Here is a 25,304-nt window from a genome sequence, read left to right on the forward strand (position 1 = left end):
GCGCCGGCCGCCGGCGGGATGCGGCATGCGTTGAACTGACGGGAAAACTGGCATATGCTTGAAGTATAAGCATCATGACAAGGCAGCCGGCCGCGCCAGGCTGCCGTCCTGGAGACGACAATGAGCCATCCCATCATCCCGATCGCGCCGGCCGGCCCGAGCCGGCAGCGCAAGCGCGAGGCGCCCAAGGGCCGCCGCGCCGATCCGCAGGCCCTGGACGAGATACGCGCGCTGCTGGGCGAGGCTTCGCGCCAGCCCGACCTCCTGATCGAGCACCTGCACGCCATCCAGGACCGCTACGGCTGCCTGGCCAGCCGCCACCTCGCCGCGCTGGCCCAGGAGATGCGGCTGGCCCAGGCCGAAGTCTTCGAAGTCGCCACCTTCTATCACCATTTCGACGTCGTGCGCGAGGGCGAGGAGGCGCCCGCCGCGCTGACGGTGCGCGTCTGCGCCGGCCTGTCCTGCGAACTGGCGGGCGCCGCGCATCTGCTGGCGAAACTGCCGGCCATCCTCGGGCGCGAGGTGAGGGTGCTGGCCGCGCCCTGCATCGGACGCTGCGAGGAGGCGCCGGCCGTCGTGGTCGGCCAGCATCCGGTGCCGCGCGCCAGCGTCGAGGCGGTGCTGGCCAAGGTGAGCGCCGGCGTCGTCACCGATGCGCCGGAAGGCTATATCGATTACGCGGCCTACCGCGCCGGCGGCGGCTACCGCCTGCTGCGCGCCTGCGTGGCGGGCGAGCGCGACATGGACACCGTGATCGCCAGCCTCGAGGACTCCGGCCTGCGCGGCCTGGGCGGCGCCGGCTTTCCGCTGGGGCGCAAGTGGCGCATCGTGCGCGCCGCGCCGGGGCCGCGCCTGATGGCGATCAACATCGACGAGGGCGAGCCCGGCACCTTCAAGGACCGGGTCCACCTCGAACGCGACCCGCACCGCTTCCTGGAAGGCGCACTGATCGCCGCCTGGGCGGTCGGCGTCGAGGCCATCTATATCTACCTGCGCGACGAATACCACGGCTGCCGCGCGCTGCTGGAAGCGGAGCTGGACAAGCTGCGGCTCGACCCGCCGGTGCGGGGCATGCCGCCGATTCACTTGCGGCGCGGCGCCGGCGCCTACATCTGCGGCGAAGAGTCGGCGATGATCGAGTCGATCGAAGGCAAGCGCGGCATGCCGCGCCTGCGCCCGCCCTATGTGGCGCAAATCGGCCTGTTCGGCCGCCCGACGCTGCAGCACAACCTCGAGTCCCTGCACTGGGTGCGCGAGATCCTCGAGCGCGGCGCCGCCTGGTTCGCCGGCCACGGGCGCCACGGCCGGCGGGGCCTGCGCTCGTTCTCGGTCTCGGGCCGGGTGCGCGAGCCCGGCGTCAAGCTGGCCCCGGCCGGCATCACGGTGCGCGAGCTGGTCGACGAGTATTGCGGCGGCATGCAGGACGGGCACGACTTCTATGCCTACCTGCCGGGCGGCGCCTCGGGCGGCATCCTGCCGGCGCACATGGGCGACATCCCGCTCGACTTCGATACCCTGCAGCCTTACGGCTGCTTCATCGGCTCGGCCGCCGTCGTGGTCCTGTCGCAGCACGACAGCGCGGTGGCGGCGGCGCGCAACACGATGCGCTTCTTCAAGGACGAGTCCTGCGGCCAGTGCACGCCCTGCCGCGCCGGCACCGCGAAGGCGCTGGCGCTGATCGAGCGGCCCGCATGGGACACCGCGCTGCTGGCCGAACTGTCGCAGGTGATGCGCGACGCCTCGATCTGCGGCCTGGGCCAGGCCGCGCCGAACCCGGTCGATTGCGTCATCAAGTACTTCCCACACGAACTGGGGGCAGCATGAACGCCGAACTTCAGCGCATTGCATTCGAGCTCGATGGGCGCAGCGTGGAAGCGCTGCCCGGCGAGACCCTGATCGAGGTCGCGCGCCGCGCAGGCGTCGAGATCCCGCACCTGTGCTACAAGCCCGGCATGGCGGCGGCCGGCAACTGCCGCTCCTGCATGGTCGAGATCGAGGGCGAGCGCGTGCTGGCGCCTTCGTGCTGCCGCCACCCGGCGGCCGGCATGAAGGTGAGTACGGGCAGCCCGCGCGCGCTTGCGGCGCAGAAGATGGTGCTCGAGCTGTTGCAGTCGGACATGCCGCAAACCACCTACACGCGCCACAACGAACTGGACGAATGGAGCGCGCGCCTTGGCGTAGACAAGCCGCGCTTCCCCGCCACCCGCGCCCAGCCCGCGCGCGACGCCACCCATGCGGCGATCACCGTCAACCTCGACGCCTGCATCCAGTGCACGCGCTGCCTGCGCGCCTGCCGCGACGAACAGGTCAACGACGTCATCGGCCTGGCCGGCCGCGGGCAGGATGCGAAGATCGTGTTCGACCAGGACGACCCGATGGGCGCCTCCACCTGCGTGGCCTGCGGCGAGTGCGTGCAGGCCTGCCCGACCGGGGCGCTGGCGCCGGCGCGCGGCGTGGCGCTGCAAGTGCCCGATAAAGAGGTCGATTCGGTCTGCCCCTATTGCGGCGTCGGCTGCCAGCTGACCTACAAGGTGAAGGACAATCGCATCCTCGAGGTGGCGGGGCGCGACGGCCCGGCGAATCACGGCCGCCTGTGCGTCAAGGGCCGCTACGGCTTCGACTATGCCCACCATCCGCACCGCCTGACGCGGCCGTTGATCCGCAGGGAAGGCGTGGCGAAGACGGGCGAGTTCACGATGGATCCGGCGGGCGTGCTCGAGGTCTTCCGCGAGGCCAGCTGGGAAGAGGCGTTGGCCCTGGCCGGCGGCCGCCTGGCGCACATCCGCGACCAGCATGGCGGCGCGGCGCTGGCCGGCTTCGGCTCGGCCAAGGGCAGCAACGAGGAAGCCTATTTGTTCCAGAAGCTGGTGCGCACCGGCTTCGGCACCAACAACGTCGACCACTGCACGCGCCTGTGCCACGCCTCCTCGGTGGCGGCGCTGCTAGAAGGGATCGGCTCGGGCGCGGTGTCGAACCCGGTGATGGACGTGATGCGCGCCGAGGTCATCGTCCTGATCGGGGCCAACCCCACCGTCAACCACCCGGTGGCGGCCACCTGGATCAAGAATGCCGTGAAGGAGGGCGCGAAACTCGTCGTGCTCGATCCGCGCCGCTCCGAGCTGGCGCGCCACGCGCACCGCTACCTGCAGTTCAAGCCCGACACCGACGTCGCCCTGCTCAACGCGATGATGCACGTAATCGTCGGCGAGCGGCTGGTCGACGCCGACTTCATCGCCGAACGTACCCTCGGCTACGAGGAACTGGAAAAGAACGTCGCCGGCTACAGCCCCGAGCTGATGGCGCCGATCTGCGGCATCGACGCCGACACCATCCGCTACGTGGCGCGCCTGTACGCCACGGCGAAGGGCGCGATGATCCTGTGGGGCATGGGCGTGTCGCAGCACGTGCACGGCACCGACAACGCGCGCTGCCTGATCGCCCTGAGCCTGATGACCGGCCAGGTCGGCCGTCCCGGCACCGGCCTGCATCCGCTGCGCGGCCAGAACAACGTGCAGGGGGCGTCGGATGCCGGCCTGATCCCGATGATGCTGCCCGACTACGGACGCGTCGACAACCCGGAAGTGCGGGCGCGTTTCGAGCAAGCCTGGGGCGCCACGCTGGACCCGCGGCCGGGCCTGACCGTGGTCGAGATCATGGATGCGATTCAAAGCGGGCAAATCCGCGGCATGTACATCATGGGCGAGAACCCGGCCATGTCCGACCCCGACGCCAACCACGCGCGCGCCGCCCTGGCCGCGCTCGAACACCTGGTGGTGCAGGACATCTTCCTGACCGAGACCGCGTATCTCGCCGACGTGATCCTGCCGGCCTCGGGATTTCCCGAGAAGACCGGCAGCTTCACCAACACCGACCGCCTGGTGCAGCTGGGCCGCCAGGCGATCGACCCGCCGGGCGAGGCGAAGCAGGACCTGTGGATCATTCAGCAGATGGCGAACCGGCTCGGGCTGCCGTGGCATTACGGCCACGTCTCCGAGGTGTTCGACGAGATGCGGCGCCTGATGCCGAGCATCGCCGGCATCAGCTGGGAGCGCCTGGAGCGCGAGGGCGCCGTGGTCTATCCCTGCCGCGGCGAGGACGACCCCGGCCAGCCGGTGGTGTTCACCGACAGCTTCCCGCGCGAGGGCGGCAAGGCGCGCTTCGTCCCGGCCGACATCATCCCGGCCGACGAGCGGCCTGACGTCGACTACCCGATGGTCCTGATCACCGGCCGCCAGCTCGAACACTGGCATACCGGCAGCATGACCCGCCGCGCCGGCGTGCTCGACGCGATCGAACCCGATCCGGTGGCGCTGGTGCACCCGCTCGACCTGCAACGGCTGGGCGTCGCGCCGGGTGCGCCGATCACGATCGCTTCGCGCCGCGGGGAAGTGGTGCTGTGGGCGCGCGCCGACGACAGCTCGCCGCTGGGTGCGATCTTCGTCCCGTTCTGCTACTACGAAGCGGCGATCAACCGCCTGACCAATGCGGCGCTCGACCCCTTCGGCAAGATCCCCGAGTTCAAGTATTGCGCGGTGCGCGTCACGCCGGGCGGCACGGTCGCACCGCAGGGCAGCTACGGTGGCGGCCAAATTCTGGCGAACGTGGCACAATTGGCAACATGAATTGCCCAGACTTGTCCCGATACCGCCCCCTGCTGTCCGATGCGCGCGCCCATCTCACCCATGAGGTGGAGGCCCTGGACGAGCGCGGCCGCCGCTCCACGATCTCGATTCCGGCCGAGCGGCCGCTCACGGTCTACGTCGACAAGCGCGAACTCGTCACCCTGATGACCCTGGGCGGCGCACCGGAGGCGCTCACGCTCGGCTACCTGCGCAACCAGCGCCTGGTGCGCGCCATCGAGGACGTGGTGTCGGTCCAGGTCGACTGGTCGGTCGACGCGGTGGCGGTCGTCACCCGCAACGGCATCCTCGACGTCGAGGAGCGCACCGCGAAGAAGGTCGTCACCACCGGCTGCGGCCAGGGCTCGGTGTTCGGCGGGCTGATGGACGAGGTCGACCGGATCGCGCTGCCGCCGGACGCGCGCCTGCCGCAATCGGTGGTCTACCGCATCGTCGAGACCATCCGCACCCAGCAGTCGATCTACAAGCAGGCCGGCTCGGTGCACGGCTGCGCGCTGTTCTCGAACACGGGCGAACTGCTGTATTTCGTCGAGGACGTCGGGCGGCACAACGCGGTCGACGCCATCGCCGGCCTGATGTGGCTGGAAGGGATGCGTGGCGAGGACAAGGTGTTCTACACCACCGGTCGGCTGACTTCCGAAATGGTGATCAAGGGCGCCCAGATGGGCATTCCCTTCCTGCTGTCGCGCTCCGGCACCACGCAAATGGGGCACATGGTGGCGGAGAAGGTCGGCATGTCGCTGCTGGCGCGCTGCACTGGGCGCCACTTCCTGCTGCTGGCCGGGCAGGAGCGGATCGTGTTCGAGCCCGAACTGCTCGAGCAGCCGCTGCCCCAGCCCTTGCACGCGCGTTCGTGACCCGGACCGCCGCATGACCCTGTTCGAAGCGACGCGGCACGCGTTCGCGCTGCTGTTCTCGGGCGACGCCGCGCTCTGGCACATCATCTGGGTTTCGATCAAGACCAGCGTGATCGGCCTGCTGCTGGCCACGCCGCCCGCCGTGCTGCTCGGCTATGCGATCGCCATGCACCGCTTCCCGGGCCGCCGCATCGCGGTCTGGCTGGCGCAGTGCGCGCTGTCGCTGCCCACGGTCCTGATCGGGCTGCTGCTGTATTTGCTGCTGTCGCGCCGCGGGCCGCTCGGTTCCCTGGAGTGGCTGTTTTCCCAATCGGGCATCATCGCGGGCCAGTTCGTGGTCGGGCTGCCGGTGCTGCTCGCCTTTACGCTGGCGGCGGTGCAGGCGCTCGACCCGCGCTATGCCGAGACCGCGCGCGCCCTCGGCGCCTCGCGCTGGCGCACCATGACCACCGTGCTGCACGAGGCGCGCTATGGCGTGATGGCGGCCGTGATCAGCGGCTTCGGCCGGGTGATCTCGGAAGTCGGCTGCGCCCTCATGGTGGGCGGGAATATCCAGGGCGAGACCCGCACCATCACCACTGCCATTGCGCTGGAAACCAGCAAGGGCGAGTTCGCGCAGGGGATCGCGCTGGGCATCGTGCTGGTGACCCTCGCCCTGGTGATGAACGGCGCGCTAATGCTGCTGCAGGGCGAAGCGCATACCGCCGGGGGGCGTGCATGAGAGCCTTGCTGACGGTGCGCGGCCTGCGCAAGCGCCACGGCGAGCGCCTGCTGTTCGACATCGCCGAGCTGACGCTGGACGCGGCCAGCGCCTACGTGCTGACCGGCGCCAACGGCGTCGGAAAAAGCACGCTGCTGCGCATACTCGGCGGGCTGGAGACCGCCGAGGCCGACGAGGTGTCCTTCGACGGGCAACGGGTCTGCCTGCATCCGTATCCGCAGGCGCTGCGCGCGGCCATCGTCTACGTGCACCAGCACCCGATCATGTTCTCGACCAGCGTCGCCGACAACATCGCCTACGGCCTGCGCGCGCGCGGCGCATCGAAGGCGGACGTGAAGAAGGCGGTGGACGAGGCGATGGCCTGGGCCGGCGTCGACTACCTGCAAGGTACCGATCCGGCGCGCCTGTCCGGCGGCGAGAAGCAGCGCGTGGCGCTGGCGCGGGCGCGCGTGTTGAAGCCGCGCCTGCTGCTGCTGGACGAGCCGACCGCGAACCTGGACGGCAACGCGCGCGAGCAGGTGATCGCCCTGATCCCGACCTTGCTGGAGCAGGGCAGCACCGTGGTCATGGCCTGCCACGACCGCGATCTGATCGGCTTGCCGGGTGTGCGCAGGTTGAAGCTGCGCGACGGGCGGCTGGAATACCGTACCGGGACAGCTTCTTAGCGGCCTGCGCCTTCGAGCACCTGGCGCAGCGCCGCTTCCATCGTTTCGTAGGGCACCGCGCCGCGCACCGCCAGCGCCCGGTCCCAGCCGGCGCCGGCCGGGCGGAAGACCATGATCGGCACCCCGGCCACACCGAGTGAATGGGCCAGCTTCTGGTCGTCCAGCACCTCGTTCGTATGGCGCGCGCTGCCGAGCGCTTCGCTCAGGCCGAGCCGGTCGACGCCGCATTCCACCGCGATGTCCTCCAGCACGGCCGGGTCGCCGATGTCGCGCCCGTCCACGAAAAAGGCGCGGAACAGCGCCTCGTGCATGCGGTCGAACTTGCCGTGCTCGCGCGCATAGGCAACGGCCTCGAAAGCCTTGCGGCTGCGCGGCTGCACCGGCGGCAGTTTCAGGGTCATGCCCCGTTCGGCAGCCATCGGGTACACCGAGCGGTTCCAGGTCGTGTGCAGGTATTCGCCGTCCGGGTCGAGCGTGGGTTTCGGGTCGGGGCGCAATTCGAAGGCGCGCCAGGCGACCTCGAGCTGGTCGCCCCAGGCCTGTTGCAGGCGCTGCACGGCGGGCAGTTCGAGGTAGCAGAAGGGGCAGACGTAGTCGCTCCAGATGTCGAGGCGGATGGTGGCTTGGCTGTTCATGGCGCGATCTTAGGACGATTCGCGCGATAAGAGCGCACCCGTGGCGGGCGCCGCGTCTTACATCAGGATCACGTCGTACTGCTCCTGGTGGTATCCCTTCTCCACCTGCAGCGAGATCTTCTTGCCGATGAAGTCGCCCAGCATGGCCAAGTGCTGCGATTCCTCCTCCAGGAACAGATCGACCACTTCCTGCGAGGCGAGGATGCGGAATTCGCGCGGGTTGAACTGCTTGGCTTCGCGCAGCAGTTCGCGCAGGATCTCGTAGCAGATGGTGCGCGAGGTTTTGACCTGCCCCTTGCCGCCGCAGGCGGGGCAGGGCTCGCACAGGATGTGGGCGAGCGACTCGCGGGTGCGCTTCCTCGTCATCTCGACCAGGCCCAGGGCCGAGAAGCCGCTGACCGAGACCTTGGTGCGGTCGCGCGCCAGGGTTTTCTTGAGTTCAAGCAGCACGGCGTTGCGGTGCTCGTTGTTCTCCATGTCGATGAAGTCGAGGATGATGATGCCGCCCAGGTTGCGCAGGCGTAGCTGGCGCGCGATGGCGTGGGCCGCTTCCAGGTTGGTCTTGAAGATCGTGTCCGCGAAGTTGCGGCCGCCGACGAAACCGCCGGTGTTGACGTCGATGGTCGTCATCGCCTCGGTCTGGTCGACGATCAGGTAGCCGCCGCTCTTGAGGTCGACGCGCCGGCCCAGCGCGCGCAGGATTTCCTCTTCCACGCCGTACAGGTCGAACAGGGGGCGCTCGCCGGTGTAGTGCTGCAGGCGCGACAGGACGCTCGGGGTGTAGACCTTGGCGAACTCGACCAGCATCAGGTAGTTCTCGCGCGAGTCGACCTGGATCGTCGCCGTTTCCTCGTGCACGAAGTCGCGCAGCACGCGCTGGGCCAGGTTCAGGTCCTGGTAGAGGAGGCTGGTGGCCGGGCGGGTGCGCGCGCCGTGCTGGATCGCGGCCCAGGTCTTGCGCAGGTAGTCGATGTCGGCGGCCAGGTCGGCGTCGCTGGCTTCCTCGGCCTGGGTGCGCACGATGTAGCCGCCTTTCTCTTCCGCCGGCAGCAGTTCCTGCATGCGGGTGCGCAGCAGTTCGCGGTCGCTTTCCTTCTCGATCTTCTGCGAGATGCCGATGTGCTTGTCCTGCGGCAGGTAGACCAGCATGCGGCCGGCGATCGAGATCTGGGTCGACAGGCGCGCGCCCTTGGTGCCGATCGGGTCCTTGATGACCTGCACGGTCAGCACCTGGCCGTCGTAGAGCAGCTTTTCGATGGGCGTGGGCGGCACGTTCGAATTGTCGTGCGGGCGCGCTTCCCAGATGTCGGCCACGTGCAGGAAGGCCGCGCGCTCCAGGCCGATGTCGATGAAGGCCGACTGCATCCCTGGCAAGACCCGCACTACCTTGCCCGAATACACGTTGCCGGCCAGGCCGCGTGTCAGCGTGCGCTCGATGTGCAACTCCTGCACCGCGCCCTGCAGGACCAGCGCCACGCGCGTTTCCTGCGGGGTGATATTGATGAGGATGTCTTCGTTCATGAGCGCTACGCGTAGGGATATTGTTCAGAGTGTCATGATACACGCTGGGATGGGGGAAGGTGGGGAAGAGGGCGAACGACATGGTGGCGTTCGCCAGGACGATTTGTCCCTGGATGGACGTAGGGTGGACGGGTTTCCCGTCCACGCGTCGATCGTTGACGGTGTCGATTACGCGACTCGATGATCTCGCCGCTGCGAATCACGAAAACCGGCATTGCGGCTGTTCGGTGGCTGGTTGAACGCGTGGACGGCGCCCACGCTGCGTGTCATTGCGGCGCTCGGGTGTAGCCGTCCACCCTACGGGTCTGCGCGACGCTTATACCTGCACGCCCACCTTGCGCAATAAGGCCGCCGTCTCGAACAGCGGCAAGCCCATGATGCCCGAATGGCTGCCCTCGATGTGCTCGATGAACAGCGCGGCCAGGCCCTGGATGCCGTAGCCGCCGGCCTTGTCGTAGGGTTCCAGGGTGGCGCAGTAGGCGGCGATCTGCCGCGGCGACAAGGGGGCGAAGCGCACGTCCGAGACCTGGGTGATGTGCTCGGCAAAATCCGTGTAGTGCACCGCGACCGTGGTCAGGACCTGGTGGGTGCCGCCCGACAGGCGCTCGAGCATTGCCTTGGCCTCGGCCGGGTCGGCCGGCTTGCCGAGGATCTCGTCGTCGATGGTGACCGTGGTGTCGGCCGTCAGCACCGGACGCAGCGGCTGGCGGCGCTGCTGCAACACCTTCCAGGCAAAGGCGCCTTTTTCGCGCGCCACGCGCACCACGTACTCGTGCGCCGGCTCGCCCGGCAGCACGTCCTCGGGCACGTCGACGCCCCGCGCCGGGTCACTACGCAGGCTCAGCAGCTCGAAGTCGATGCCGACCTGGCGCAGCAGTTCGCGGCGCCGCGGGCTTTTCGAAGCGAGGTAGATTTTCTTGTCGTGCGCTTTCATGAGGGGCCGATTCAGACGCGGTGATACGGATGGTTCTGGGTAATGGACCAGGCGCGATAAAGCTGCTCCGCCAGCATCACGCGCACCATGCCGTGCGGCAGGGTCATGCTGGAGATGCGGATCATGCCTTCGGCACGCGCCTTCAGTTCGGGGTCGAGACCGTCGGCGCCGCCGATCAGGAAGGCGGTGTCACGCCCGTCTTGCAGCCAGCCCAACAATTGTTGAGAAAGTCCAACACTTGTCAGGTCCTTGCCGCGCTCGTCGAGCGCGATGATGCGCGCGCCTTTCGGCAGCACCGCTTCGATGCGCTCGCGTTCGAGCGCCATCGCGGTGGCCGCCGTCTTGCTGCCGGAACGCTCGACCGGCTTGATTTCCTTGAGCACGATGCGCAGCTCGGGCGGCATGCGCTTCGTGTATTCCGCAAAGCCGGTCTCGATCCAGGCCGGCATTTTATGGCCGACCGCGGCAATGATGAGTTGCATCGAAACTTACTCTGCGACCTTCTTGGCGACGCGCTTGATGACCTTCTTGACCGGCTCGGCGGCTGCCGGCGCGGCTTTCGGGGTGCGCTTCGGCGGCTTGGCCTTGGTCGCTTCGACGGCGGCGATCTCGCTCTTGCTCGGCGCCACTTTCACGACCTTGCCGACCGGAGCCTTCTTGGCGGCCGGCTTCTTCGCGGCGACGGTCTTGGCGGCGGTGGCCTTGGTCGCGGTCTTGCGCTCGCGCACCGGCTTGGCTTCCGGCTGATCCTGGTTGGCGGCCAGGTGCTTCGACTTGGTCTTCGGTTCCGCTGCCTCGGCCGCTTCCGGCGTCGACTTGCGCTTGGCCGCGCCCAGCTTGACCGGCTTTTCGCCCCAGATTTCTTCCAGACGGTAGTACTGGCGGATGGCCGGCTGCATGATGTGGACGATCATGTCGCCCAGGTCGACCAGCACCCATTCGCCGGTGTCCTCGCCTTCCAGGCCGACCACGTCGCCGCCCGCTTCCTTGACCTTGTCGCGCACCGAGGCGGCCAGCGCCTTGGTCTGGCGATTCGACGTACCCGAGACCACGGCGATGCGGTCGAACAGGCTGGTCAGGTGGGTCGTGTCGAACAGCATGATGTCCTGGCCCTTGACGTCTTCGAGGGCGTCGACGACGAGGGTTTGCAGTTTTTTGATATCCATTAGTTTCTGTATAAATTATGTTGTTGAATATAGTCTAGCACTACCCGCGCGAGGTACGCGGTCGCGCCATTCACCGGGGCAGCCCCGGATGCGGCGCCGTCCTGTAGTGCTGCGCGCACCTGTGTGGCGGAAATATCCACCGCCAGCGTGTGCGCCAGGCAGACCAGCCCGGAGGGCGTCGTCCTTACCTGTTGCGGCGGCGCCAGGCGCCCCGCGATTTCCTGCGCCACCGCGGGCGGCATGGCGTCCTGCTCCAGCCTGTAGCCCGGCCGGGCGGCGACGCCGATATTCGCAAGGTCGAACAGCTCGCGCCAGTCGCGCCAGCTATCGAGCCTTTGTAATTGGTCGGCTCCCATCAGGAACACGATCGAGACCTCCGGTCCCAGCTCGGCGCGCAGGCCGCGCAGGGTGTCCACCGTATAGGTCGGCTTGCCGCTGTCGATTTCGCGGCGGTCGACGATGGCTGCCAGGCCGGCCTCGCGAAACGCCAGTTCCAGCATGTTGATGCGGTCTTCGTCGCTCGCCTGCAGCGCGGCCTTCTGCCAGGGACGGGCCGGCAGCACCCGCAGCTCGGTCGGCTGAAGCAGCTCGGCGAACAGGCGCGCCAGCGCGACGTGGCCGTGGTGCACGGGATCGAAACTGCCCCCCAGCAGGGCGACGCAGGGAATCACGAAGCGAGCCAGTCCCGATGCGGCAGGAAGTCGGTGTACAGCGCCGCTTCCGCGCTGCCCGGTTCGGGGTGCCAGTCGTAGCGCCACTTGACGATCGGCGGCAGCGACATCAGGATCGCCTCGGTCCGGCCGCCCGACTGCAGGCCGAAATGGGTGCCGCGGTCCCACACCAGGTTGAACTCGACGTAGCGCCCGCGGCGGTAGGCCTGGAAGTCGCGTTCGCGTTCGCCGTAGGGCGTGTCCTTGCGGTTCTTGAGGATCGGCAGGTAGGCGTCGAGGAAACCGTCGCCGACGCTTTGCACCATGGCGAAAGCGTCGTCGAACGGCAGCTCGTTGAAGTCGTCGAAGAAGATGCCGCCGACGCCGCGCGCCTCCTTGCGGTGCTTCAGGTAGAAATACTCGTCGCACCACTTCTTGAAGCGCGGATGCAGGGCTTCGCCGTAGGGCGCCAGCGCGTCGTGGCAGACGCGGTGGAAGTGGCGCGCGTCGTCGGCATTGCCGTAATAGGGCGTCAGGTCCATGCCGCCGCCGAACCACCAGACCGGGTCCTTGCCCTCGGCCGTCGCCTCGAAGAAGCGCACGTTCATGTGCACCGTCGGCGCATGGGGGTTACGCGGGTGCAGCACCAGCGACACGCCCATCGCTTCCCAGGCGCGGCCCGCCAGTTCCGGCCGCGCGGCGGCCGCCGACGGCGGCAGGTTGGCGCCCATCACGTGCGAGAAATTCACGCCGCCGCGCTCAAGGACATGGCCTTCCTCGATCAGGCGCGAGATCCCGCCGCCACCCTCGGGGCGCTCCCAGCTGTCACGCAGGAAAGGCTTGCCGTCCACGTCTTCCAGGGCCGCAACGATGCGCGACTGGAGGTCGAGCAGCCACGCTTTGATGGCGGAAGGGGAGGGGGTGGACATGGAGAATGGTACGGGAGTCAAAATTGATGGCGATTGTACACTGTGTGCGGTGTGTGTACGGAATTCGCTGCTTTGGGTGCTAAGGAAGGTGGGGCTGATCGGAGGGGGCAACCGCGTGGACACAGGTGTCCACCCTACGAACCCCACATTTGTAGGGTGGACACCTGTGTCCACGCGGTACAACGTATGCGAGCAGCAAACTTTACCGGAGACCAGCGGCTACGATAATTCGCTCGTCGACAACGAAATTACTTGATCCCGCGCCACCCGATATCGCGGCGGAACTGCGCGCCGTCGAAGCGGATCTGGTCGACCACCTCATAGGCCTGCTTCTGCGCCATCTTGACGCTGTCGCCCAGGCCGACCACGCACAGCACGCGGCCGCCGTTGGTCTTCAGGACGCCGTCCGTCAGCGTGGTGCCGGCGTGGAAGGTGATGCATTCCGCCGTTTCCGCCGGGATGCCGCCGATGACGTCGCCCTTGCGCGGGTTGTCCGGGTAGCCGCTTGCCGCCATCACCACGCCCACCGCCGTGCGGCGGTCCCATTCGAGTTCGACCGCGTCGAGCGTGCCGTTGCAGGCGTGTTCGAGCACGGTGACGTAGTCGCTTTTGAGGCGCGACATGATCGGCTGGGTTTCCGGGTCGCCCATGCGGCAGTTGAATTCCAGCGTGCGCGGATTGCCTTCGGCGTCGATCATCAGGCCGGCGTAGAGGAAGCCGGTAAACTGGATGCCGTCCTTGGCCATGCCCTGGATGGTCGGGTTGATGATCTCGCGCATTACGCGCGCGTGCATCGCCGGGGTGACGATCGGTGCCGGCGAATACGCGCCCATGCCGCCCGTGTTCGGGCCCTGGTCGGCGTCCTTCAGGCGCTTGTGGTCCTGGGAGGTGGCCATCGGCAGCACGTTCTTGCCGTCGCACATGACGATGAAGCTGGCTTCCTCGCCGGCGAGGAATTCCTCGATGACGATGCGGGCGCCAGCGTCGCCGAAGGCGTTATCGGACAGCATGTGGTCGACGGCAGAATGGGCTTCTTCCAGCGTCATGGCGACGACCACGCCCTTGCCGGCCGCCAGGCCGTCGGCCTTGATGACGATCGGCGCGCCGTTCGCGTCGACGTAGGCGTGGGCCTGGGCCGCATCCGAGAAGCTCTGGTACCTGGCGGTCGGGATGCCGTGGCGCTGCATGAAGGCCTTGGCGAAGTCCTTCGAGCTCTCCAGCTGCGCCGCCTCGCGCGTCGGTCCGAAGATCTTCAGCCCACGCGAGCGGAACAAATTGACGATGCCGGCAGCCAGCGGCGCTTCCGGGCCGACCAGGGTCAGCGCGACGTGTTCGGCCACGACGAAGTCGGCCAGCGCCGCCGGGTCGGTGATCTCGACGTTCACCAGGCGCGTATCGAGCGCGGTGCCGCCGTTGCCGGGCGCGACGTAGACCGTCTGGACGCGTTCGGATTGGGCCAGTTTCCAGGCCAGGGCATGTTCACGGCCGCCAGAGCCGACTACCAGGATCTTCATAGGGCTCTCGATCTTATTCTTCGATGACGGCGTTGGTGTAGACGTCCTGCACGTCGTCCAGGTTTTCCAGCGCGTCGAGGATCTTCTGCATCTTGACCGCATCGTCGCCGACCAGCACGGTCTCGCTGTCCGGCTTCATGATGACTTCCGAGACCTCGGCCTTGAAGCCGGCCTTTTCCAGCGCTTCCTTCACGCCGGCGTAGGAGAACGGGGCGCACAGCACTTCGAAGCCGCCTTCCTCGTCCTGCACCACGTCGTCGGCGCCGGCTTCGAGCGCCGCTTCCATCAGCTTGTCCTCGTCCACGCCCGGCGCGAACTGGAACTGGCCGACGTGCTTGAACATGAAGGCGACCGAACCCTCGGTGCCCATGTTGCCGCCGTATTTGTTGAAGGCGTGGCGCACTTCGGCCACGGTACGCACGCGGTTGTCGGTCAGGCAGTCGACGATGATGGCCGCGCCGCCGATGCCGTAGCCTTCGTAACGGACCTCTTCGTAGTTGACGCCCTCGAGCTCGCCGGCGCCGCGCTGGATCGCGCGGTTGACGTTGTCCTTCGGCATGTTGGCGTCGGCCGCTTTTTCGACCGCCAGGCGCAGGCGCGGGTTGGCGTTGACGTCGCTGCCGCCCATGCGTGCAGCGACCGTGATTTCCTTGATCAGTCGGGTCCAGATCTTGCCGCGCTTGGCATCAGTCGCGGCTTTCTTGTGCTTGATGTTGGCCCATTTGCTGTGTCCAGCCATGTTCGAGAATTCCTTAGACGGTTTGGGGGCCCTCGCGCCGCCGTTCGCGGCGGTTTTCCTGGGCTTCCCGTATGCAAGAGTGGGCGACATTTTAGCATGCGCCCGCCCGCGAACCGTCGGCTCTCGTGTTATGGAAATAGTAACAGTGTCCCCCATGCGACAAGCCCCAGGCCGCCCACGCAGGCCACCACCGTGCCGCCCGGCAGCAGCTTCTCGGCCAGGATCAGCGCCGCCAGTGCGACCAGGGCCGCCAGGTTGGTGACGCCGGCCGCGAACAGCAGCAGCATCAGCAGCCAGCACGAGCCGCAACAGTAGAGGCCGTGCGTGAAGCCCATCCGCCAGGCCCCGATCAGGCCGGGACGCCAGCCGGTCAGCACGAAGGCAAGCGGATTGCGGCACATCTGCAGGCAGGCATGCTTGGCTGGGGTCCACTGGTAGAGGCCGGCGGCGACCAGCGCCAGGCCGCAGGCGCTGGCGTTCGTGACGGCCATGTTGGGGTCGAGCGCGCCGGCGTCGTGCAGCGCCCACTGGGCCAGGGTGGCGAGGGCGCCGAAGCCGCCCCACACCACCAGGTAGCCGACCACGAACAGCAAGGTGGCGAGATTCGGGTAACGCACGGTGTGCGCCAGCCGGTTGATGCGGGCGAACAGCAGGATCGCCGGGGTGGCGGCCGGCAGCACCATGGCCCAGAGCATCGCGCCCCACATCCCCAGCACCAGGCCGAGTTCGTGCGCGCGGTAGGGCGAGGGCTGGGGCGTGGCCGCCAGGATCGTGCCGGGGAGGGCGGCGGGCAGGGCGAAGTCGACCGTCGAGATGCGCAGCGCCCGGAATACCAGGCAGGCCCAGCATAGCGCGACGAGCGCGGTCAGCCAGGCGATGACGAGCGGCCGGTCGCGCCCGGCCGAGGGGTCGACACGGATCAGCGCGGTCATCGGGCCGCCCTCCTGTTGGCGGGCGCGGCAGGAGGCCGCGCGTCCGATAGGGTCGGCGGCCGTATCAAGCTCCAGTTCGGCATTGTGGTTCCTCATGAGTAGTGATTGTGGAGCTTTGACTTGGCGCATGGGCTTGCGTTCAGGGTCCTGCCGAGCTTGATTCGATGCTTCGCCGTACAATCGACGAATGACCCAGGACTCGATAAGCACATCTGCTGCTTCCGTACCACGGGCCGGCCTCGTTGCCGGCCTCGCCATCGCCATCGGTGGCGCCGTTTTGTTTTCCACAAAGGCCGTGGTCGCCAAACTGCTGTATCGCTACCACATCGATGCGGTTACTTTGATCGCTTTCAGAATGTTGTTCTCGCTTCCGGTGTTTGCCGCCGTGGCGCTCTGGAAGATGCGTACCGAAGCGCCCTTGCGCTGGCCCGACCGCTGGCGCCTCGTCGGGCTGGGGCTGGTCGGCTACTACCTGTCGAGCTACCTCGATTTCCTGGGCCTGCAGTACATCTCGGTCGGGCTCGAGCGCCTGATCCTGTTCCTGACCCCGACCTTCGTGCTGGCGATCACGACCGTGTTTTTCAAGCGCCGCATCGCCGCCGTCGAGTGGTGCGCGCTGGCGCTGTCCTACTGCGGCATCGTGCTGGTGTTCGTGCACGACCTGGCCGGCGGCGCCGGCAGCAAGGTGGTCGGCGCGCTGTTCGTGCTGGGCTCCGCCGTGACCTACGCCTTCTACCTGCTCGGCTCGGGCGAGATGGTGCGCCGCATCGGCTCGCTGCGCCTGGTGGCGTATGCGATGTGCGTGTCGAGCGTCGCCTGCATCGCCCAGTTCTTCCTGCTGCGTCCAGCCTCGCTGCTGGTGCAGCCGCTGCCGGTATACGGGCTCTCGCTCGTGAATGGACTTTTCTGTACTATCTTCCCGGTGTTCATGACGATGGCCGCGGTGCAGCGCATCGGCGCCGCCACCGCTTCGCAGGCCGGCATGATCGGCCCGGTGTCCACGCTCTTCCTCGGCGCCCTGGTGCTGGGCGAGCCGGTCACCGCGGTGCAGTTGGCTGGCACCGCCCTCGTCCTGGCGGGTATCTACATGCTGTCCCTGAAAAAATAGGAAAGAGACGACGAATGAAGCCACGCATCGCGCTCATCGCGCACGACAAGAAGAAGGACGACATGATCACGCTCGCCGCCGAGTACCGGGAGTTCCTGGCCGGCTGCACGCTGTCGGCCACCGGCACCACGGGCGGACGCCTGATCAACGAACTCGGGCTGGAGGTCGCGTGCAAGCACTCGGGGCCGTTCGGCGGCGACCTGCAGATCGGCGCCCAGCTGGTGATGGGGGAGATCGACTGCGTGATCTTCTTGCGCGACCCGATGACGCCGCAGCCGCACGAACCCGACATCAACGCCCTGGTGCGCGCCTGCGACGTGCACGACGTCGCCTGCGCGACCAACGTGTCGACGGCGCGCCTGGTGCTGACCCAACTCATGCAAGCCAACGACAAGGAGAAGACACAATGATGGCCAAGGCAATCCGATTGACCCGGACCGGCGGACCGGAGGTGCTGGACTACGTCGATGTCGCGGTCGGCGAGCCGGGACCGGGCGAGGCGCGCGTGCGCCAGCATGCGATCGGCCTGAACTTCATCGACGTCTACTTCCGCACCGGCCTGTATCCGATGCCCTTGCCCTCGGGCCTGGGCCAGGAAGGCGCCGGCGTGGTCGAGGCGGTGGGCGAGGGCGTGACCCACGTGCGGCCGGGCGACCGCGTCGCCTATGCCGGGCGCCCGAACGGCGCCTACAGCGAAGTGCGCGTCATGCCGGCCGACATCCTGGTGAAACTGCCGGACACGATCGACTTCGAGACCGCCGCCGCCATGATGCTGCAGGGCCTGACGGTCCAGTACCTGTTCAACGGCACGTACAAGCTGCAGCCGGGCCAGACCATCCTGTTCCACGCGGCGGCCGGCGGCGTCGGCCTGATCGCCTGCCAGTGGGCGCGCGCGCTCGGCGTACACCTGATCGGCACGGTCGGCTCCAAAGAGAAGGGGGAACTCGCCCTGGCGCACGGCGCCGCGCACGTCATCAACTACAACGAGGAAGACATCGTGGCGCGCGTGCTGGAGATCACGGGCGGCGCCAGGGTGCCGGTGGTCTACGATTCGGTCGGCAAGGACACCTTCATCCGCTCGCTCGACTGCCTGCAGCCGCGCGGCCTGATGGTCAGCTTCGGCAATTCCTCGGGCGCGGTGCCGCCGTTCTCGCTGAACGAACTAGCCTCGCGCGGTTCGCTCTACATCACCCGGCCCTCGCTGGGCGCCTACGCGGCCACGCGTCCGGAACTGGAAGCGATGGCGGCCGACCTGTTCCAGATGGTCGCCAGCGGCAAGGTCAAGGTCGACATCCGCCAGCGCTTCCCGCTGGCCGACGCCGCCCAGGCCCACATCGCCCTCGAGTCGCGCCGCACCACCGGCTCGACCATCCTGCTGCCATGAGGGAGTTTTCCGACGACCGCGAGCCGCAGGAGCCCGAGGCCGGGCCACCGAAGTTCGGGCGCCTGCTGCTGCTGCTGCTGGTGCTGGTGGCGGCGGTGCTGCTGGTGATCGTGATCACCTTCGCCTCGGAGGCGTATTTTTCCTGAGCGGGCGGGACCGGCTGCGCGACTATCTCGTCGGCGCATGAGGAGCGCCGTAGGGTGGACGGGTTCCCCGTCCACGCGTCGATCGCTGGCGGTAGCGTCTTAGGCTGGTGCTGGCGGATGCTCACAATTTTTCGTACGCTTACCGGCAAGATCGGCGACAACGGCGCCTTGGCGCAACTATCGACGCGTGGACGGCAAAGCCGTCCACCCTACGTCCTGCTAATCGCTTTAAGGTAATGACGCAAGCAAAAAAAAAGCCGGGGCGCGCCCCGGCTCTTCGTTTCCGTCACCGGTCATCCCGGCCGTGCGGATCAACCATGCTGCTGCTTCATCTCCACGCGCCGCACGCCGCCGTTCGGCCCCGGGAAGTCCGCGAAGGCGCTCTGCACCAGCGCCGGCATCACGCTCGGGGTCGACAGTTCGCGGCTCATGTTGTGCACGGTCACGTCGAACAGGCGCTTGCCGCCGGCGTCCTTGATCGAGACCTGCAGCTCGCGGCGGTACTGGTTCTGGATCGACACCTCATACGCGGGGAAGGGGCTCCAGAACGGATCGTAGAACGGGTGATACCAGCCGGCCCAGCGGCCGCGCGGACCGAAACGCGGGCCGTAGCGGTAGCCGAAGCCGTTGTACAGCGGCGGCACCGGTTCGACCACGCGCACCGGCACTTCGGTCGTGGTGAAACGCATGGCCACCTTCAGGGCCGCCGGGCCGGCGGACGCCTCGCGAAAGCCCAGCTGCGCCAGTTGTCCGCGCACCAGGTTCTGGTAGCTCTGGTATTCCAGCGTGTCGTCCATCGCCGGCGGCGCCTCGAAGACGTAGCTCTTGTCCTCGATCTGCGCCGGCCACTGGTGGAAGGTCGTGACGTTGCTGCGGATGGTCGTCGCGCACCCGCCCAGCAGCAGGGCCATGGCCGCCGCGGCTGTCATCATGATCAAGCGTTTCATGTTGTTCTCTCCAAAATTTTGACGGTCTTTCCCGATGCTCAGATTGCGCCGCTGCCCGCATTTTCGCAGATAAATTTACACCTGGTTACTCATGGCACATAGCGATACATGGGAGCGAAAGAATCAAGGCGCGCCGGGGGCAAACCTTGTTGGTAGAATAAGACCTTCTTCTTCGACCGTATTTTTCGGAACAATCCCATGCGCACTGATACGCCCCAGACGATCTACCGGAAAGACTACACGCCGCCCAGCTACCTCGTCGACACTGTCGAGCTCGGTTTCGACCTCGATCCCGCCCGCACCATCGTTGCCAACCGCCTGACGATGCGCCGCAATCCCGACAGCGCCCAGCGCGAAATCGAGCTGTACGGGGAAAACCTGGAACTGGTGGCGCTGCGCATGAACGGCAACACGCTCGGCGAGAACGACTACCGCATCGAGGGCAGCCTGCTCACCATCCCGAACACGCCGGAGGAAGTGACGCTCGAGATCGAAACGATCTGCGCGCCGGAACTGAACACCACCCTGAACGGCCTGTACACCTCGAACGGCAGCTTCTATACCCAGTGCGAGGCCGAAGGCTTCCGCGCCATTACGTATTTCCCGGACCGTCCGGACGTGATGGCCAAATACACGGTGATGCTGCGCGCCGACAAGGAAAAATACCCAGTGCTGCTGTCGAACGGTAACCTGGTCGAAGAGGGCGACCTGGGTGACGGCCGTCACTACGCCAAGTGGGAAGACCCGTTCAAGAAGCCTTCCTACCTGTTCGCCCTGGTCGCCGCACGCCTGGTGTGCCAGGAGGAAAAGTTCAAGCTGGCCGATGGGCGCGAGGCGCTGCTGCAGGTCTGGGTCGAGGAGGGCAACCTCGACAAGACCGACTACGCCATGCAGTCGCTCAAGAACAGCATCCGCTGGGACGAGGAGCGCTGGGGCCTGGAGCTGGACCTCGACCGCTTCATGATCGTCGCCGTCGGCGACTTCAACATGGGCGCGATGGAGAACAAGGGCCTGAACATCTTCAACACGAAGTTCGTGCTGGCCAATCCGCGCGTCGCGACCGACATCGACTTCCAGGGCATCGAGGCCGTGGTCGGCCACGAATACTTCCACAACTGGACCGGCAACCGCGTCACCTGCCGCGACTGGTTCCAGCTGTCGCTGAAGGAAGGCCTGACCGTGTTCCGCGACCAGGAATTCTCGGCCGACATGGTCGGCACCGAGACCGGCCGCGCCGTCGGCCGCATCGACCAGGTGCGTACCCTGCGCCAGGCCCAGTTCCCGGAAGACGCCGGCCCGATGGCCCACCCGGTGCGCCCCGACTCCTTCGTCGAGATCAACAATTTCTATACCGTCACGGTGTACGAGAAGGGCGCCGAAGTGGTGCGCATGTACCAGACCCTGCTGGGCCGCGAGGGCTTCCGCAAGGGCATGGACCTGTATTTCGAGCGCCATGACGAACAGGCTGTGACCTGCGACGATTTCCGTCGCGCCATGGCTGACGCAAACGGCCGCGACCTGAGCCAGTTCGAGCACTGGTACAGCCAGGCCGGCACCCCGGTGGTGCGCGCCGAGACCCGCTACGACGAGATCGCGAAAACCTACACGCTGACCCTGTTCCAGTCCTGCCCGGCCACCCCTGGTCAGTCGAGCAAGTTCCCCTTCCACATCCCGGTGGCCGTGGGCCTGCTGGGCGCGGATGGACGCGACATGCCGCTGACCATCGGCGGAAAGGACGTCGGTACCACCGCCGTGCTGGAACTGACCGAACTGGAGCAGACGTTCGTCTTCGAGAACGTGCAGGAGCAGCCGACGCCGTCGATCCTGCGCGACTTCTCGGCCCCGATCGTGCTTGACTACAACTACGGCGACGCCGACCTGCTGCACCTGTTCAGCCACGACAGCGACCCGGTGAACCGCTGGGAAGCCGGCCAGCGCCTGGCGATGGGCCGCCTGCTCAAGCTGACCGGCGAAGTCGGCGTCGGCGCCCCCTTGCTGCTGGACGACACCTTCCTGCTGGCCATGGGCAAGATGCTGGGCGACGACAGCCTGGATCCGGCCTTCCGCGAGCAATGCCTGCTGCTGCCCTCGGAAACCATGGTGGCCGAGCAGATCGAGGTGGTGAACCCGCTGTCGATCCACCTGGCGCGCCAGTTCGTGCGCGCCAACATCGGCACACGCCTGCGCGAGCAATTGCTGGCGCAATACCACGCCAACCAGACCCCTGGCGAGTACAGCCCGGATGCGCTCTCGATCGGCAAGCGCGCCCTGAAGAACCTGTGCCTGGCCTATCTCACCGCGGCCCAGGACGAGGAGGGCCTGCGCCTGGCCCAGGAGCAGTTCGACAACGCCGGCAACATGACCGACCGCGTCGCTGCCCTGAGCGCCTTGCTGCACGCCCGCGCACCAAACGTCGACCAGGCCCTGCAACGCTTCTACGACGAGTTCGAGGATGAGGCCCTGGTGGTCGACAAGTGGTTCGCGCTGCAGGCCTCGAGCGCCACCACCGACGTGGCCGGCGTGCGCGAACTGATGCGCCACCCGGCCTTCAACCTGCGCAACCCGAACCGCGCGCGCAGCCTGGTCGCGAGCTTCTGCGCGAGCAACCCGGTGCAGTTCCACGCGCCGGACGGCAGCGGCTACGCCTTCTGGGCCGAACAGGTGATCGCGCTCGACGCCCTGAACCCGCAGGTGGCCAGCCGCCTGGCGCGCGCGATGGACCGCTGGCGCCGCTACACGCCCGCCCTGCAGGAGCACATGAAGAAGGCCCTGCAACAGGTGGCCGGCCAGCAGCGCCTGTCGAACGACGTGCGCGAAGTGGTCGGCAAGGCCCTGGCCAACTGATCGCTCTACAAGTATTCAATCCCAAGTAAAGGAAGTCATGAAACGCGTCAGTCTCACGCAATACCTGGTGGAGGAGCAGCGCCTCCACAACACCATCCCGGCCGAGCTGCGCCTCCTGATCGAGGTCGTGGCCCGCGCCTGCAAGCGCATCAGCTACTCGGTCAGCAAGGGCGCGCTGGGCGAAGTGCTCGGCACCGCCGACACCGAGAACATCCAGGGCGAAGTGCAGAAGAAGCTCGACGTGATCTCGAACGAAATGCTGCTCGAGGCGAACGAGTGGGGCGGCCACCTGGCGGCCATGGCCTCGGAAGAGATGGAAACCATCCACCCGATCCCGAACCGCTACCCGAAGGGCGAATACCTGCTGCTGTTCGATCCGCTCGACGGCTCCTCGAACATCGACGTCAACGTCTCGATCGGCACCATCTTCTCGGTCCTGAAGGCGCCGGAAGGCATGGGCGAGCCGACCGAGCAGGCTTTCCTGCAGCCGGGCGCGTCCCAGGTCGCGGCCGGCTATGCCGTGTACGGCCCCCAGACCATGCTGGTGCTGACCACCGGCAACGGCGTGCACTGCTTCACCCTGGACCGCGAGATGGGTTCCTGGGTACTTACCGATAGCAACATGCGCATTCCGGAAAGCACCAAGGAATTCGCGATCAACATGTCGAACAAGCGCCACTGGCACGCGCCGGTGCAGCGCTACGTCGACGAAATGCTGGCCGGCAAAACCGGTACGCGCGGCAAGGATTTCAACATGCGCTGGATCGCCTCGATGGTGGCCGACGTGCACCGCATCCTGAACCGCGGCGGCATCTTCATGTACCCGGCCGACATGCGCGACCCGTCCCAGCCGGGCAAGCTGCGCCTGATGTACGAAGCGAACCCGATGGCGATGATCGTCGAGCAGGCCGGCGGCGCCGCCACCGACGGCCGCCAGCGCATCATGGACATCGCGCCGTCCAAGCTGCACCAGCGGGTGCCGGTCTTCCTCGGTTCGAAGGAAGAAGTCGAGCTGGTGACCCGTTATCACAATGAACACACCGGCGAGCAGTAATTTTTTGGCAAAACCCGTGCGAAATTGCCGAGTCGGACTAGCACGTTTCGCACGTTGTTGCTAGAATACGGCTCTTCGCCGGGATTGCCTGGCGTAGAGCCGCTGTAGCTCAGTCGGTAGAGCAGCGCATTCGTAATGCGAAGGTCACCAGTTCGATTCCGGTCAGCGGCACCAAGAATTCAGTATTCAGATCAAAGGGTTACATTGCTTCGGCGTGTAACCCTTTTTTCGTTCGTCTTGTCGAACGGATGCGCTTGGCGCATTTCGCTCGCCTGTTCTTGTGGGGAGGGCGGCCTGTCTCAGGGTTCCCGCGGCGACGCGGCGTGCAGGTCGCGCACGGCGCGCGCCAGGCCGGACGGTTCCGGCGCCTCCCCCTTCCCGGCAGGCCAGCCTTCGCGCTGGCGCCGCCGGTCCCCGTCGCTTGCTTCGGTCTGGTCGTGCAGCAGCACCTGGCAGGTCGGGAAGGGCAGGTCGATGCCGTGCGCCGTCAGGGCCGCCTTGACCGCTTCCAGTACCTTGTCTTGCAGGTCGAGGGCGTCGGCCCGGCGCGGTGGCTTGATCCACCAGCGCAGGCGCAGCTTGACGCCGGCATCGACGAAGTCCACGACTAGGACATCGGGATCGGGGGTAGTTTCGATATCCGGCAGGGCATGTACCGCGTCGAGTATCACTCGCTTGGCCAGCGCGATGTCGTCGCCGTTGCCGATCACCAGGTCGTATTGCAAACGGCGTTCCGAATAGGCTGTGTTGACGATGAAGGAGCCTTTGTAGAGATCGGAGTTCGGGATCACCACCAGCCGGCCGTCGTACGTACGTATCTTGGTGGCGCGCGTTTCGATCTCTTCGATGGTGCCTTCGAAGCCGCCGAATACGATCTGGTCGCCGATCCGGAAGGGTTCTGTCACCAGGATCAGGATTCCAGCCAGGAAATTCTCGAAGATGTCCTTGAAAGCGAAACCGATGGCGATGCCCGTGATCCCGAGCGCACTGATGAGGTTACCCGGAGTAAAGGTTGGAAACGCGATCGTGACTGCCAGCAGCAGCCCGAGCAGCCGGATGCTCCACTGCGTGAGGCGGCCCAACACCAGCACCAGGTTTGCATGCTTGCGGGCATTCAGGCGTTGTACCAGCCGGCGCGTCCAGGTGGCGATGAAGAGGAAGAGAACGAAGACAAGCAGCGCAATGACGAGGTTGGGCAGCATGCGCATGGCGCTCATGGCCAGGCTGTTCAGGCGCTGCATCAGGATGGCAAGTTCTGCGGACATGGGGGCCGGACTGGCGTCTCGAGTGTCGAGCACCCATGATGATGGATTTGCCATATCGATGGCGCAGCCTTGCCGGGCGTGGCAGGCACAGGAAGGCGGCGATCCATCAGGCTGCCGGTTCTGGCGTGCGCGCCGTGAGCCTGTTTGTCCGGATACTGACAAGCTCAGTGTGACTCGCTTAGGAGGAGATGATGGGAAGTTATCGCCGTTTCGGCCTCATGATCCTGGTTTCCACGCTCGTCATGTACGGACTGATGTACCTGAACACCTACGAGCTGGCCCATGTCCACTTCAGCCAGACGCGGGCCTGGATGGCGCTGGTCATGGGCGCCGCCATGGCAATCGTCATGCTCGCGTTCATGCGCGGCATGTACAAAGACAAGCGGACCAATGGCGCCATCTTCGCCGGGGCCGCCCTGCTGTTCGTGGCCGCGCTGTGGCTGGTGCGCAGCCAGAGCACGGTCGACGACGTCTCCTACATGCGCGCCATGATTCCCCATCATTCGATTGCGATCATGACCAGCGAACGCGCGCGCATCAGCGATCCACGGGTGCGCAAGCTGGCCGACGGGATTGCCGCAACCCAGCGCAAGGAAATCGCCGAGATGGAGGCCCTGATTGCCGACATCGAGCGACAGGAGGCGCAGCGATGA

24 protein-coding genes and 1 tRNA gene are annotated in these 25,304 nt (G+C 66.7%); 13 read left to right on the top strand and 12 right to left on the bottom strand.

The genetic code is table 11. The annotated features are described in order from the left end of the window. Positions 1 to 120 precede the first annotated feature (120 nt). Genes RT688_RS06315 through RT688_RS06335 form a run of 5 tightly spaced genes read left to right on the top strand, consistent with a single transcriptional unit; the run spans position 121 to position 6,883 of the window. Positions 121 to 1,824 carry an NADH-ubiquinone oxidoreductase-F iron-sulfur binding region domain-containing protein gene (locus tag RT688_RS06315; RefSeq protein WP_313703995.1) on the top strand — a complete coding sequence of 568 codons (1,704 nt, stop codon included), beginning with the start codon at positions 121 to 123 and terminating at the stop codon, positions 1,822 to 1,824. Continuing rightward, entirely contained in the window at positions 1,821 to 4,622 is a 2,802-nt protein-coding gene (gene fdhF, locus RT688_RS06320; RefSeq protein WP_313703996.1) for a formate dehydrogenase subunit alpha, read from the top strand. Before RT688_RS06315 ends, fdhF begins: the two co-directional genes overlap by 4 nt. Further along, positions 4,619 to 5,497 (top strand): formate dehydrogenase accessory sulfurtransferase FdhD, encoded by an 879-nt coding sequence (locus RT688_RS06325; RefSeq protein ID WP_313703997.1) that lies wholly within the window; start codon positions 4,619 to 4,621, stop codon positions 5,495 to 5,497. The genes fdhF and RT688_RS06325 overlap by 4 nt, the downstream gene beginning before the upstream one ends. Before the next feature lie 13 nt (positions 5,498 to 5,510). After that, positions 5,511 to 6,218: an ABC transporter permease gene (locus RT688_RS06330; RefSeq protein WP_313703998.1), complete on the top strand. Its 708-nt coding sequence runs from the start codon at positions 5,511 to 5,513 to the stop codon at positions 6,216 to 6,218. Next, a complete protein-coding gene (locus tag RT688_RS06335) occupies positions 6,215 to 6,883 on the top strand; it encodes an energy-coupling factor ABC transporter ATP-binding protein (RefSeq protein ID WP_313703999.1) in 669 nt (222 codons plus the stop codon). The genes RT688_RS06330 and RT688_RS06335 overlap by 4 nt, the downstream gene beginning before the upstream one ends. Here the strand turns inward: RT688_RS06335 and RT688_RS06340 are convergent. The 10 genes from RT688_RS06340 to RT688_RS06385 all read right to left on the bottom strand — a co-directional run bounded on the left by RT688_RS06340 (position 6,880) and on the right by RT688_RS06385 (position 15,999). Then, positions 6,880 to 7,518: a DsbA family oxidoreductase gene (locus RT688_RS06340; RefSeq protein WP_313704000.1), complete on the bottom strand. Its 639-nt coding sequence runs from the start codon at positions 7,516 to 7,518 to the stop codon at positions 6,880 to 6,882. The genes RT688_RS06335 and RT688_RS06340 overlap by 4 nt on opposite strands. A 57-nt stretch (positions 7,519 to 7,575) precedes the next feature. Then, positions 7,576 to 9,039, bottom strand: coding sequence for a ribonuclease G (gene rng, locus RT688_RS06345; RefSeq protein ID WP_313704001.1), 1,464 nt, complete (start codon positions 9,037 to 9,039; stop codon positions 7,576 to 7,578). Positions 9,040 to 9,355: 316 nt separating this feature from the next. Beyond that, entirely contained in the window at positions 9,356 to 9,973 is a 618-nt protein-coding gene (locus RT688_RS06350; protein ID WP_313704002.1) for a Maf family protein, read from the bottom strand. A gap of 11 nt (positions 9,974 to 9,984) precedes the next feature. Continuing rightward, positions 9,985 to 10,455, bottom strand: a complete 471-nt coding sequence (gene rlmH / locus RT688_RS06355) for a 23S rRNA (pseudouridine(1915)-N(3))-methyltransferase RlmH (RefSeq protein ID WP_313704003.1) — start codon at positions 10,453 to 10,455, stop codon at positions 9,985 to 9,987. A 6-nt stretch (positions 10,456 to 10,461) separates the two neighbouring features. Then, on the bottom strand, positions 10,462 to 11,139 hold the full coding sequence (gene rsfS / locus RT688_RS06360) for a ribosome silencing factor (protein WP_313704004.1): 678 nt from the start codon (positions 11,137 to 11,139) through the stop codon (positions 10,462 to 10,464). Beyond that, positions 11,139 to 11,810 carry a nicotinate-nucleotide adenylyltransferase gene (locus RT688_RS06365; protein ID WP_313704005.1) on the bottom strand — a complete coding sequence of 224 codons (672 nt, stop codon included), beginning with the start codon at positions 11,808 to 11,810 and terminating at the stop codon, positions 11,139 to 11,141. The genes rsfS and RT688_RS06365 overlap by 1 nt, the downstream gene beginning before the upstream one ends. Then, complete coding sequence (hemF, locus tag RT688_RS06370) at positions 11,807 to 12,718, bottom strand: oxygen-dependent coproporphyrinogen oxidase (RefSeq protein WP_313704006.1); 912 nt, start codon at positions 12,716 to 12,718, stop codon at positions 11,807 to 11,809. Before hemF ends, RT688_RS06365 begins: the two co-directional genes overlap by 4 nt. A 248-nt stretch (positions 12,719 to 12,966) precedes the next feature. Continuing rightward, positions 12,967 to 14,232, bottom strand: a complete 1,266-nt coding sequence (gene purD / locus RT688_RS06375; RefSeq protein WP_313704007.1) for a phosphoribosylamine--glycine ligase — start codon at positions 14,230 to 14,232, stop codon at positions 12,967 to 12,969. Between the two features lie 13 nt (positions 14,233 to 14,245). Beyond that, a complete protein-coding gene (locus tag RT688_RS06380) occupies positions 14,246 to 14,971 on the bottom strand; it encodes a YebC/PmpR family DNA-binding transcriptional regulator (protein ID WP_312548430.1) in 726 nt (241 codons plus the stop codon). A gap of 128 nt (positions 14,972 to 15,099) precedes the next feature. Further along, a complete protein-coding gene (locus RT688_RS06385; RefSeq protein WP_313704008.1) occupies positions 15,100 to 15,999 on the bottom strand; it encodes a DUF2182 domain-containing protein in 900 nt (299 codons plus the stop codon). A 91-nt stretch (positions 16,000 to 16,090) separates the two neighbouring features. Between RT688_RS06385 and RT688_RS06390 the strand changes: the two genes are divergently transcribed. Genes RT688_RS06390 through RT688_RS06405 form a run of 4 tightly spaced genes read left to right on the top strand, consistent with a single transcriptional unit; the run spans position 16,091 to position 18,541 of the window. Then, positions 16,091 to 17,011: an EamA family transporter gene (locus RT688_RS06390; protein ID WP_313704009.1), complete on the top strand. Its 921-nt coding sequence runs from the start codon at positions 16,091 to 16,093 to the stop codon at positions 17,009 to 17,011. A 14-nt stretch (positions 17,012 to 17,025) separates the two neighbouring features. After that, positions 17,026 to 17,421: a methylglyoxal synthase gene (locus RT688_RS06395; protein WP_313704010.1), complete on the top strand. Its 396-nt coding sequence runs from the start codon at positions 17,026 to 17,028 to the stop codon at positions 17,419 to 17,421. After that, positions 17,421 to 18,395, top strand: coding sequence for a quinone oxidoreductase (locus RT688_RS06400; protein ID WP_313704101.1), 975 nt, complete (start codon positions 17,421 to 17,423; stop codon positions 18,393 to 18,395). The genes RT688_RS06395 and RT688_RS06400 overlap by 1 nt, the downstream gene beginning before the upstream one ends. Further along, positions 18,392 to 18,541, top strand: a complete 150-nt coding sequence (locus RT688_RS06405; RefSeq protein WP_313704011.1) for a hypothetical protein — start codon at positions 18,392 to 18,394, stop codon at positions 18,539 to 18,541. The genes RT688_RS06400 and RT688_RS06405 overlap by 4 nt, the downstream gene beginning before the upstream one ends. Positions 18,542 to 18,852: 311 nt before the next feature. On the opposite strand, the gene RT688_RS06410 is transcribed toward RT688_RS06405, so the two are convergent. Continuing rightward, a complete protein-coding gene (locus RT688_RS06410; RefSeq protein ID WP_313704012.1) occupies positions 18,853 to 19,488 on the bottom strand; it encodes a DUF4136 domain-containing protein in 636 nt (211 codons plus the stop codon). Positions 19,489 to 19,686: 198 nt separating this feature from the next. Here RT688_RS06410 and pepN point away from each other — a divergent pair, with 198 nt between their 5' ends. The 3 genes from pepN to RT688_RS06425 all read left to right on the top strand — a co-directional run bounded on the left by pepN (position 19,687) and on the right by RT688_RS06425 (position 23,560). Then, positions 19,687 to 22,332 (top strand): aminopeptidase N, encoded by a 2,646-nt coding sequence (gene pepN, locus RT688_RS06415; protein ID WP_313704013.1) that lies wholly within the window; start codon positions 19,687 to 19,689, stop codon positions 22,330 to 22,332. Between the two features lie 37 nt (positions 22,333 to 22,369). Beyond that, complete coding sequence (locus tag RT688_RS06420) at positions 22,370 to 23,386, top strand: class 1 fructose-bisphosphatase (protein WP_313704014.1); 1,017 nt, start codon at positions 22,370 to 22,372, stop codon at positions 23,384 to 23,386. A gap of 98 nt (positions 23,387 to 23,484) precedes the next feature. After that, positions 23,485 to 23,560: transfer RNA gene (locus RT688_RS06425), tRNA-Thr, on the top strand. A gap of 125 nt (positions 23,561 to 23,685) precedes the next feature. Here the strand turns inward: RT688_RS06425 and RT688_RS06430 are convergent. Then, the gene (locus RT688_RS06430; RefSeq protein ID WP_313704015.1) at positions 23,686 to 24,651 is read right to left on the bottom strand and encodes a mechanosensitive ion channel family protein; all 966 of its coding nucleotides are present in this window, start codon (positions 24,649 to 24,651) and stop codon (positions 23,686 to 23,688) included. 188 nt (positions 24,652 to 24,839) lie between these two features. Here RT688_RS06430 and RT688_RS06435 point away from each other — a divergent pair, with 188 nt between their 5' ends. After that, a complete protein-coding gene (locus tag RT688_RS06435) occupies positions 24,840 to 25,304 on the top strand; it encodes a DUF305 domain-containing protein (RefSeq protein ID WP_313704016.1) in 465 nt (154 codons plus the stop codon).

Origin of the sequence: Massilia sp. (assembly GCF_032106685.1) — a bacterium.
Taxonomy (GTDB): Bacteria; Pseudomonadota; Gammaproteobacteria; order Burkholderiales; family Burkholderiaceae_D; genus Telluria.

What these genes read in the sequence shown, in the direction of transcription:
- RT688_RS06315 (WP_313703995.1), top strand. Translation starts at nt 121, where the DNA reads ATGAGCCATCCCATCATCCCGATCGCGCCGGCCGGCCCGAGCCGGCAG.
- fdhF (WP_313703996.1), top strand. Translation starts at nt 1,821, where the DNA reads ATGAACGCCGAACTTCAGCGCATTGCATTCGAGCTCGATGGGCGCAGC.
- RT688_RS06325 (WP_313703997.1), top strand. Translation starts at nt 4,619, where the DNA reads ATGAATTGCCCAGACTTGTCCCGATACCGCCCCCTGCTGTCCGATGCG.
- RT688_RS06330 (WP_313703998.1), top strand. Translation starts at nt 5,511, where the DNA reads ATGACCCTGTTCGAAGCGACGCGGCACGCGTTCGCGCTGCTGTTCTCG.
- RT688_RS06335 (WP_313703999.1), top strand. Translation starts at nt 6,215, where the DNA reads ATGAGAGCCTTGCTGACGGTGCGCGGCCTGCGCAAGCGCCACGGCGAG.
- RT688_RS06340 (WP_313704000.1), bottom strand. Translation starts at nt 7,518, where the DNA reads ATGAACAGCCAAGCCACCATCCGCCTCGACATCTGGAGCGACTACGTC.
- rng (WP_313704001.1), bottom strand. Translation starts at nt 9,039, where the DNA reads ATGAACGAAGACATCCTCATCAATATCACCCCGCAGGAAACGCGCGTG.
- RT688_RS06350 (WP_313704002.1), bottom strand. Translation starts at nt 9,973, where the DNA reads ATGAAAGCGCACGACAAGAAAATCTACCTCGCTTCGAAAAGCCCGCGG.
- rlmH (WP_313704003.1), bottom strand. Translation starts at nt 10,455, where the DNA reads ATGCAACTCATCATTGCCGCGGTCGGCCATAAAATGCCGGCCTGGATC.
- rsfS (WP_313704004.1), bottom strand. Translation starts at nt 11,139, where the DNA reads ATGGATATCAAAAAACTGCAAACCCTCGTCGTCGACGCCCTCGAAGAC.
- hemF (WP_313704006.1), bottom strand. Translation starts at nt 12,718, where the DNA reads ATGTCCACCCCCTCCCCTTCCGCCATCAAAGCGTGGCTGCTCGACCTC.
- purD (WP_313704007.1), bottom strand. Translation starts at nt 14,232, where the DNA reads ATGAAGATCCTGGTAGTCGGCTCTGGCGGCCGTGAACATGCCCTGGCC.
- RT688_RS06380 (WP_312548430.1), bottom strand. Translation starts at nt 14,971, where the DNA reads ATGGCTGGACACAGCAAATGGGCCAACATCAAGCACAAGAAAGCCGCG.
- RT688_RS06385 (WP_313704008.1), bottom strand. Translation starts at nt 15,999, where the DNA reads ATGAGGAACCACAATGCCGAACTGGAGCTTGATACGGCCGCCGACCCT.
- RT688_RS06390 (WP_313704009.1), top strand. Translation starts at nt 16,091, where the DNA reads ATGACCCAGGACTCGATAAGCACATCTGCTGCTTCCGTACCACGGGCC.
- RT688_RS06395 (WP_313704010.1), top strand. Translation starts at nt 17,026, where the DNA reads ATGAAGCCACGCATCGCGCTCATCGCGCACGACAAGAAGAAGGACGAC.
- RT688_RS06400 (WP_313704101.1), top strand. Translation starts at nt 17,421, where the DNA reads ATGGCCAAGGCAATCCGATTGACCCGGACCGGCGGACCGGAGGTGCTG.
- RT688_RS06405 (WP_313704011.1), top strand. Translation starts at nt 18,392, where the DNA reads ATGAGGGAGTTTTCCGACGACCGCGAGCCGCAGGAGCCCGAGGCCGGG.
- RT688_RS06410 (WP_313704012.1), bottom strand. Translation starts at nt 19,488, where the DNA reads ATGAAACGCTTGATCATGATGACAGCCGCGGCGGCCATGGCCCTGCTG.
- pepN (WP_313704013.1), top strand. Translation starts at nt 19,687, where the DNA reads ATGCGCACTGATACGCCCCAGACGATCTACCGGAAAGACTACACGCCG.
- RT688_RS06420 (WP_313704014.1), top strand. Translation starts at nt 22,370, where the DNA reads ATGAAACGCGTCAGTCTCACGCAATACCTGGTGGAGGAGCAGCGCCTC.
- RT688_RS06430 (WP_313704015.1), bottom strand. Translation starts at nt 24,651, where the DNA reads ATGTCCGCAGAACTTGCCATCCTGATGCAGCGCCTGAACAGCCTGGCC.
- RT688_RS06435 (WP_313704016.1), top strand. Translation starts at nt 24,840, where the DNA reads ATGATGGGAAGTTATCGCCGTTTCGGCCTCATGATCCTGGTTTCCACG.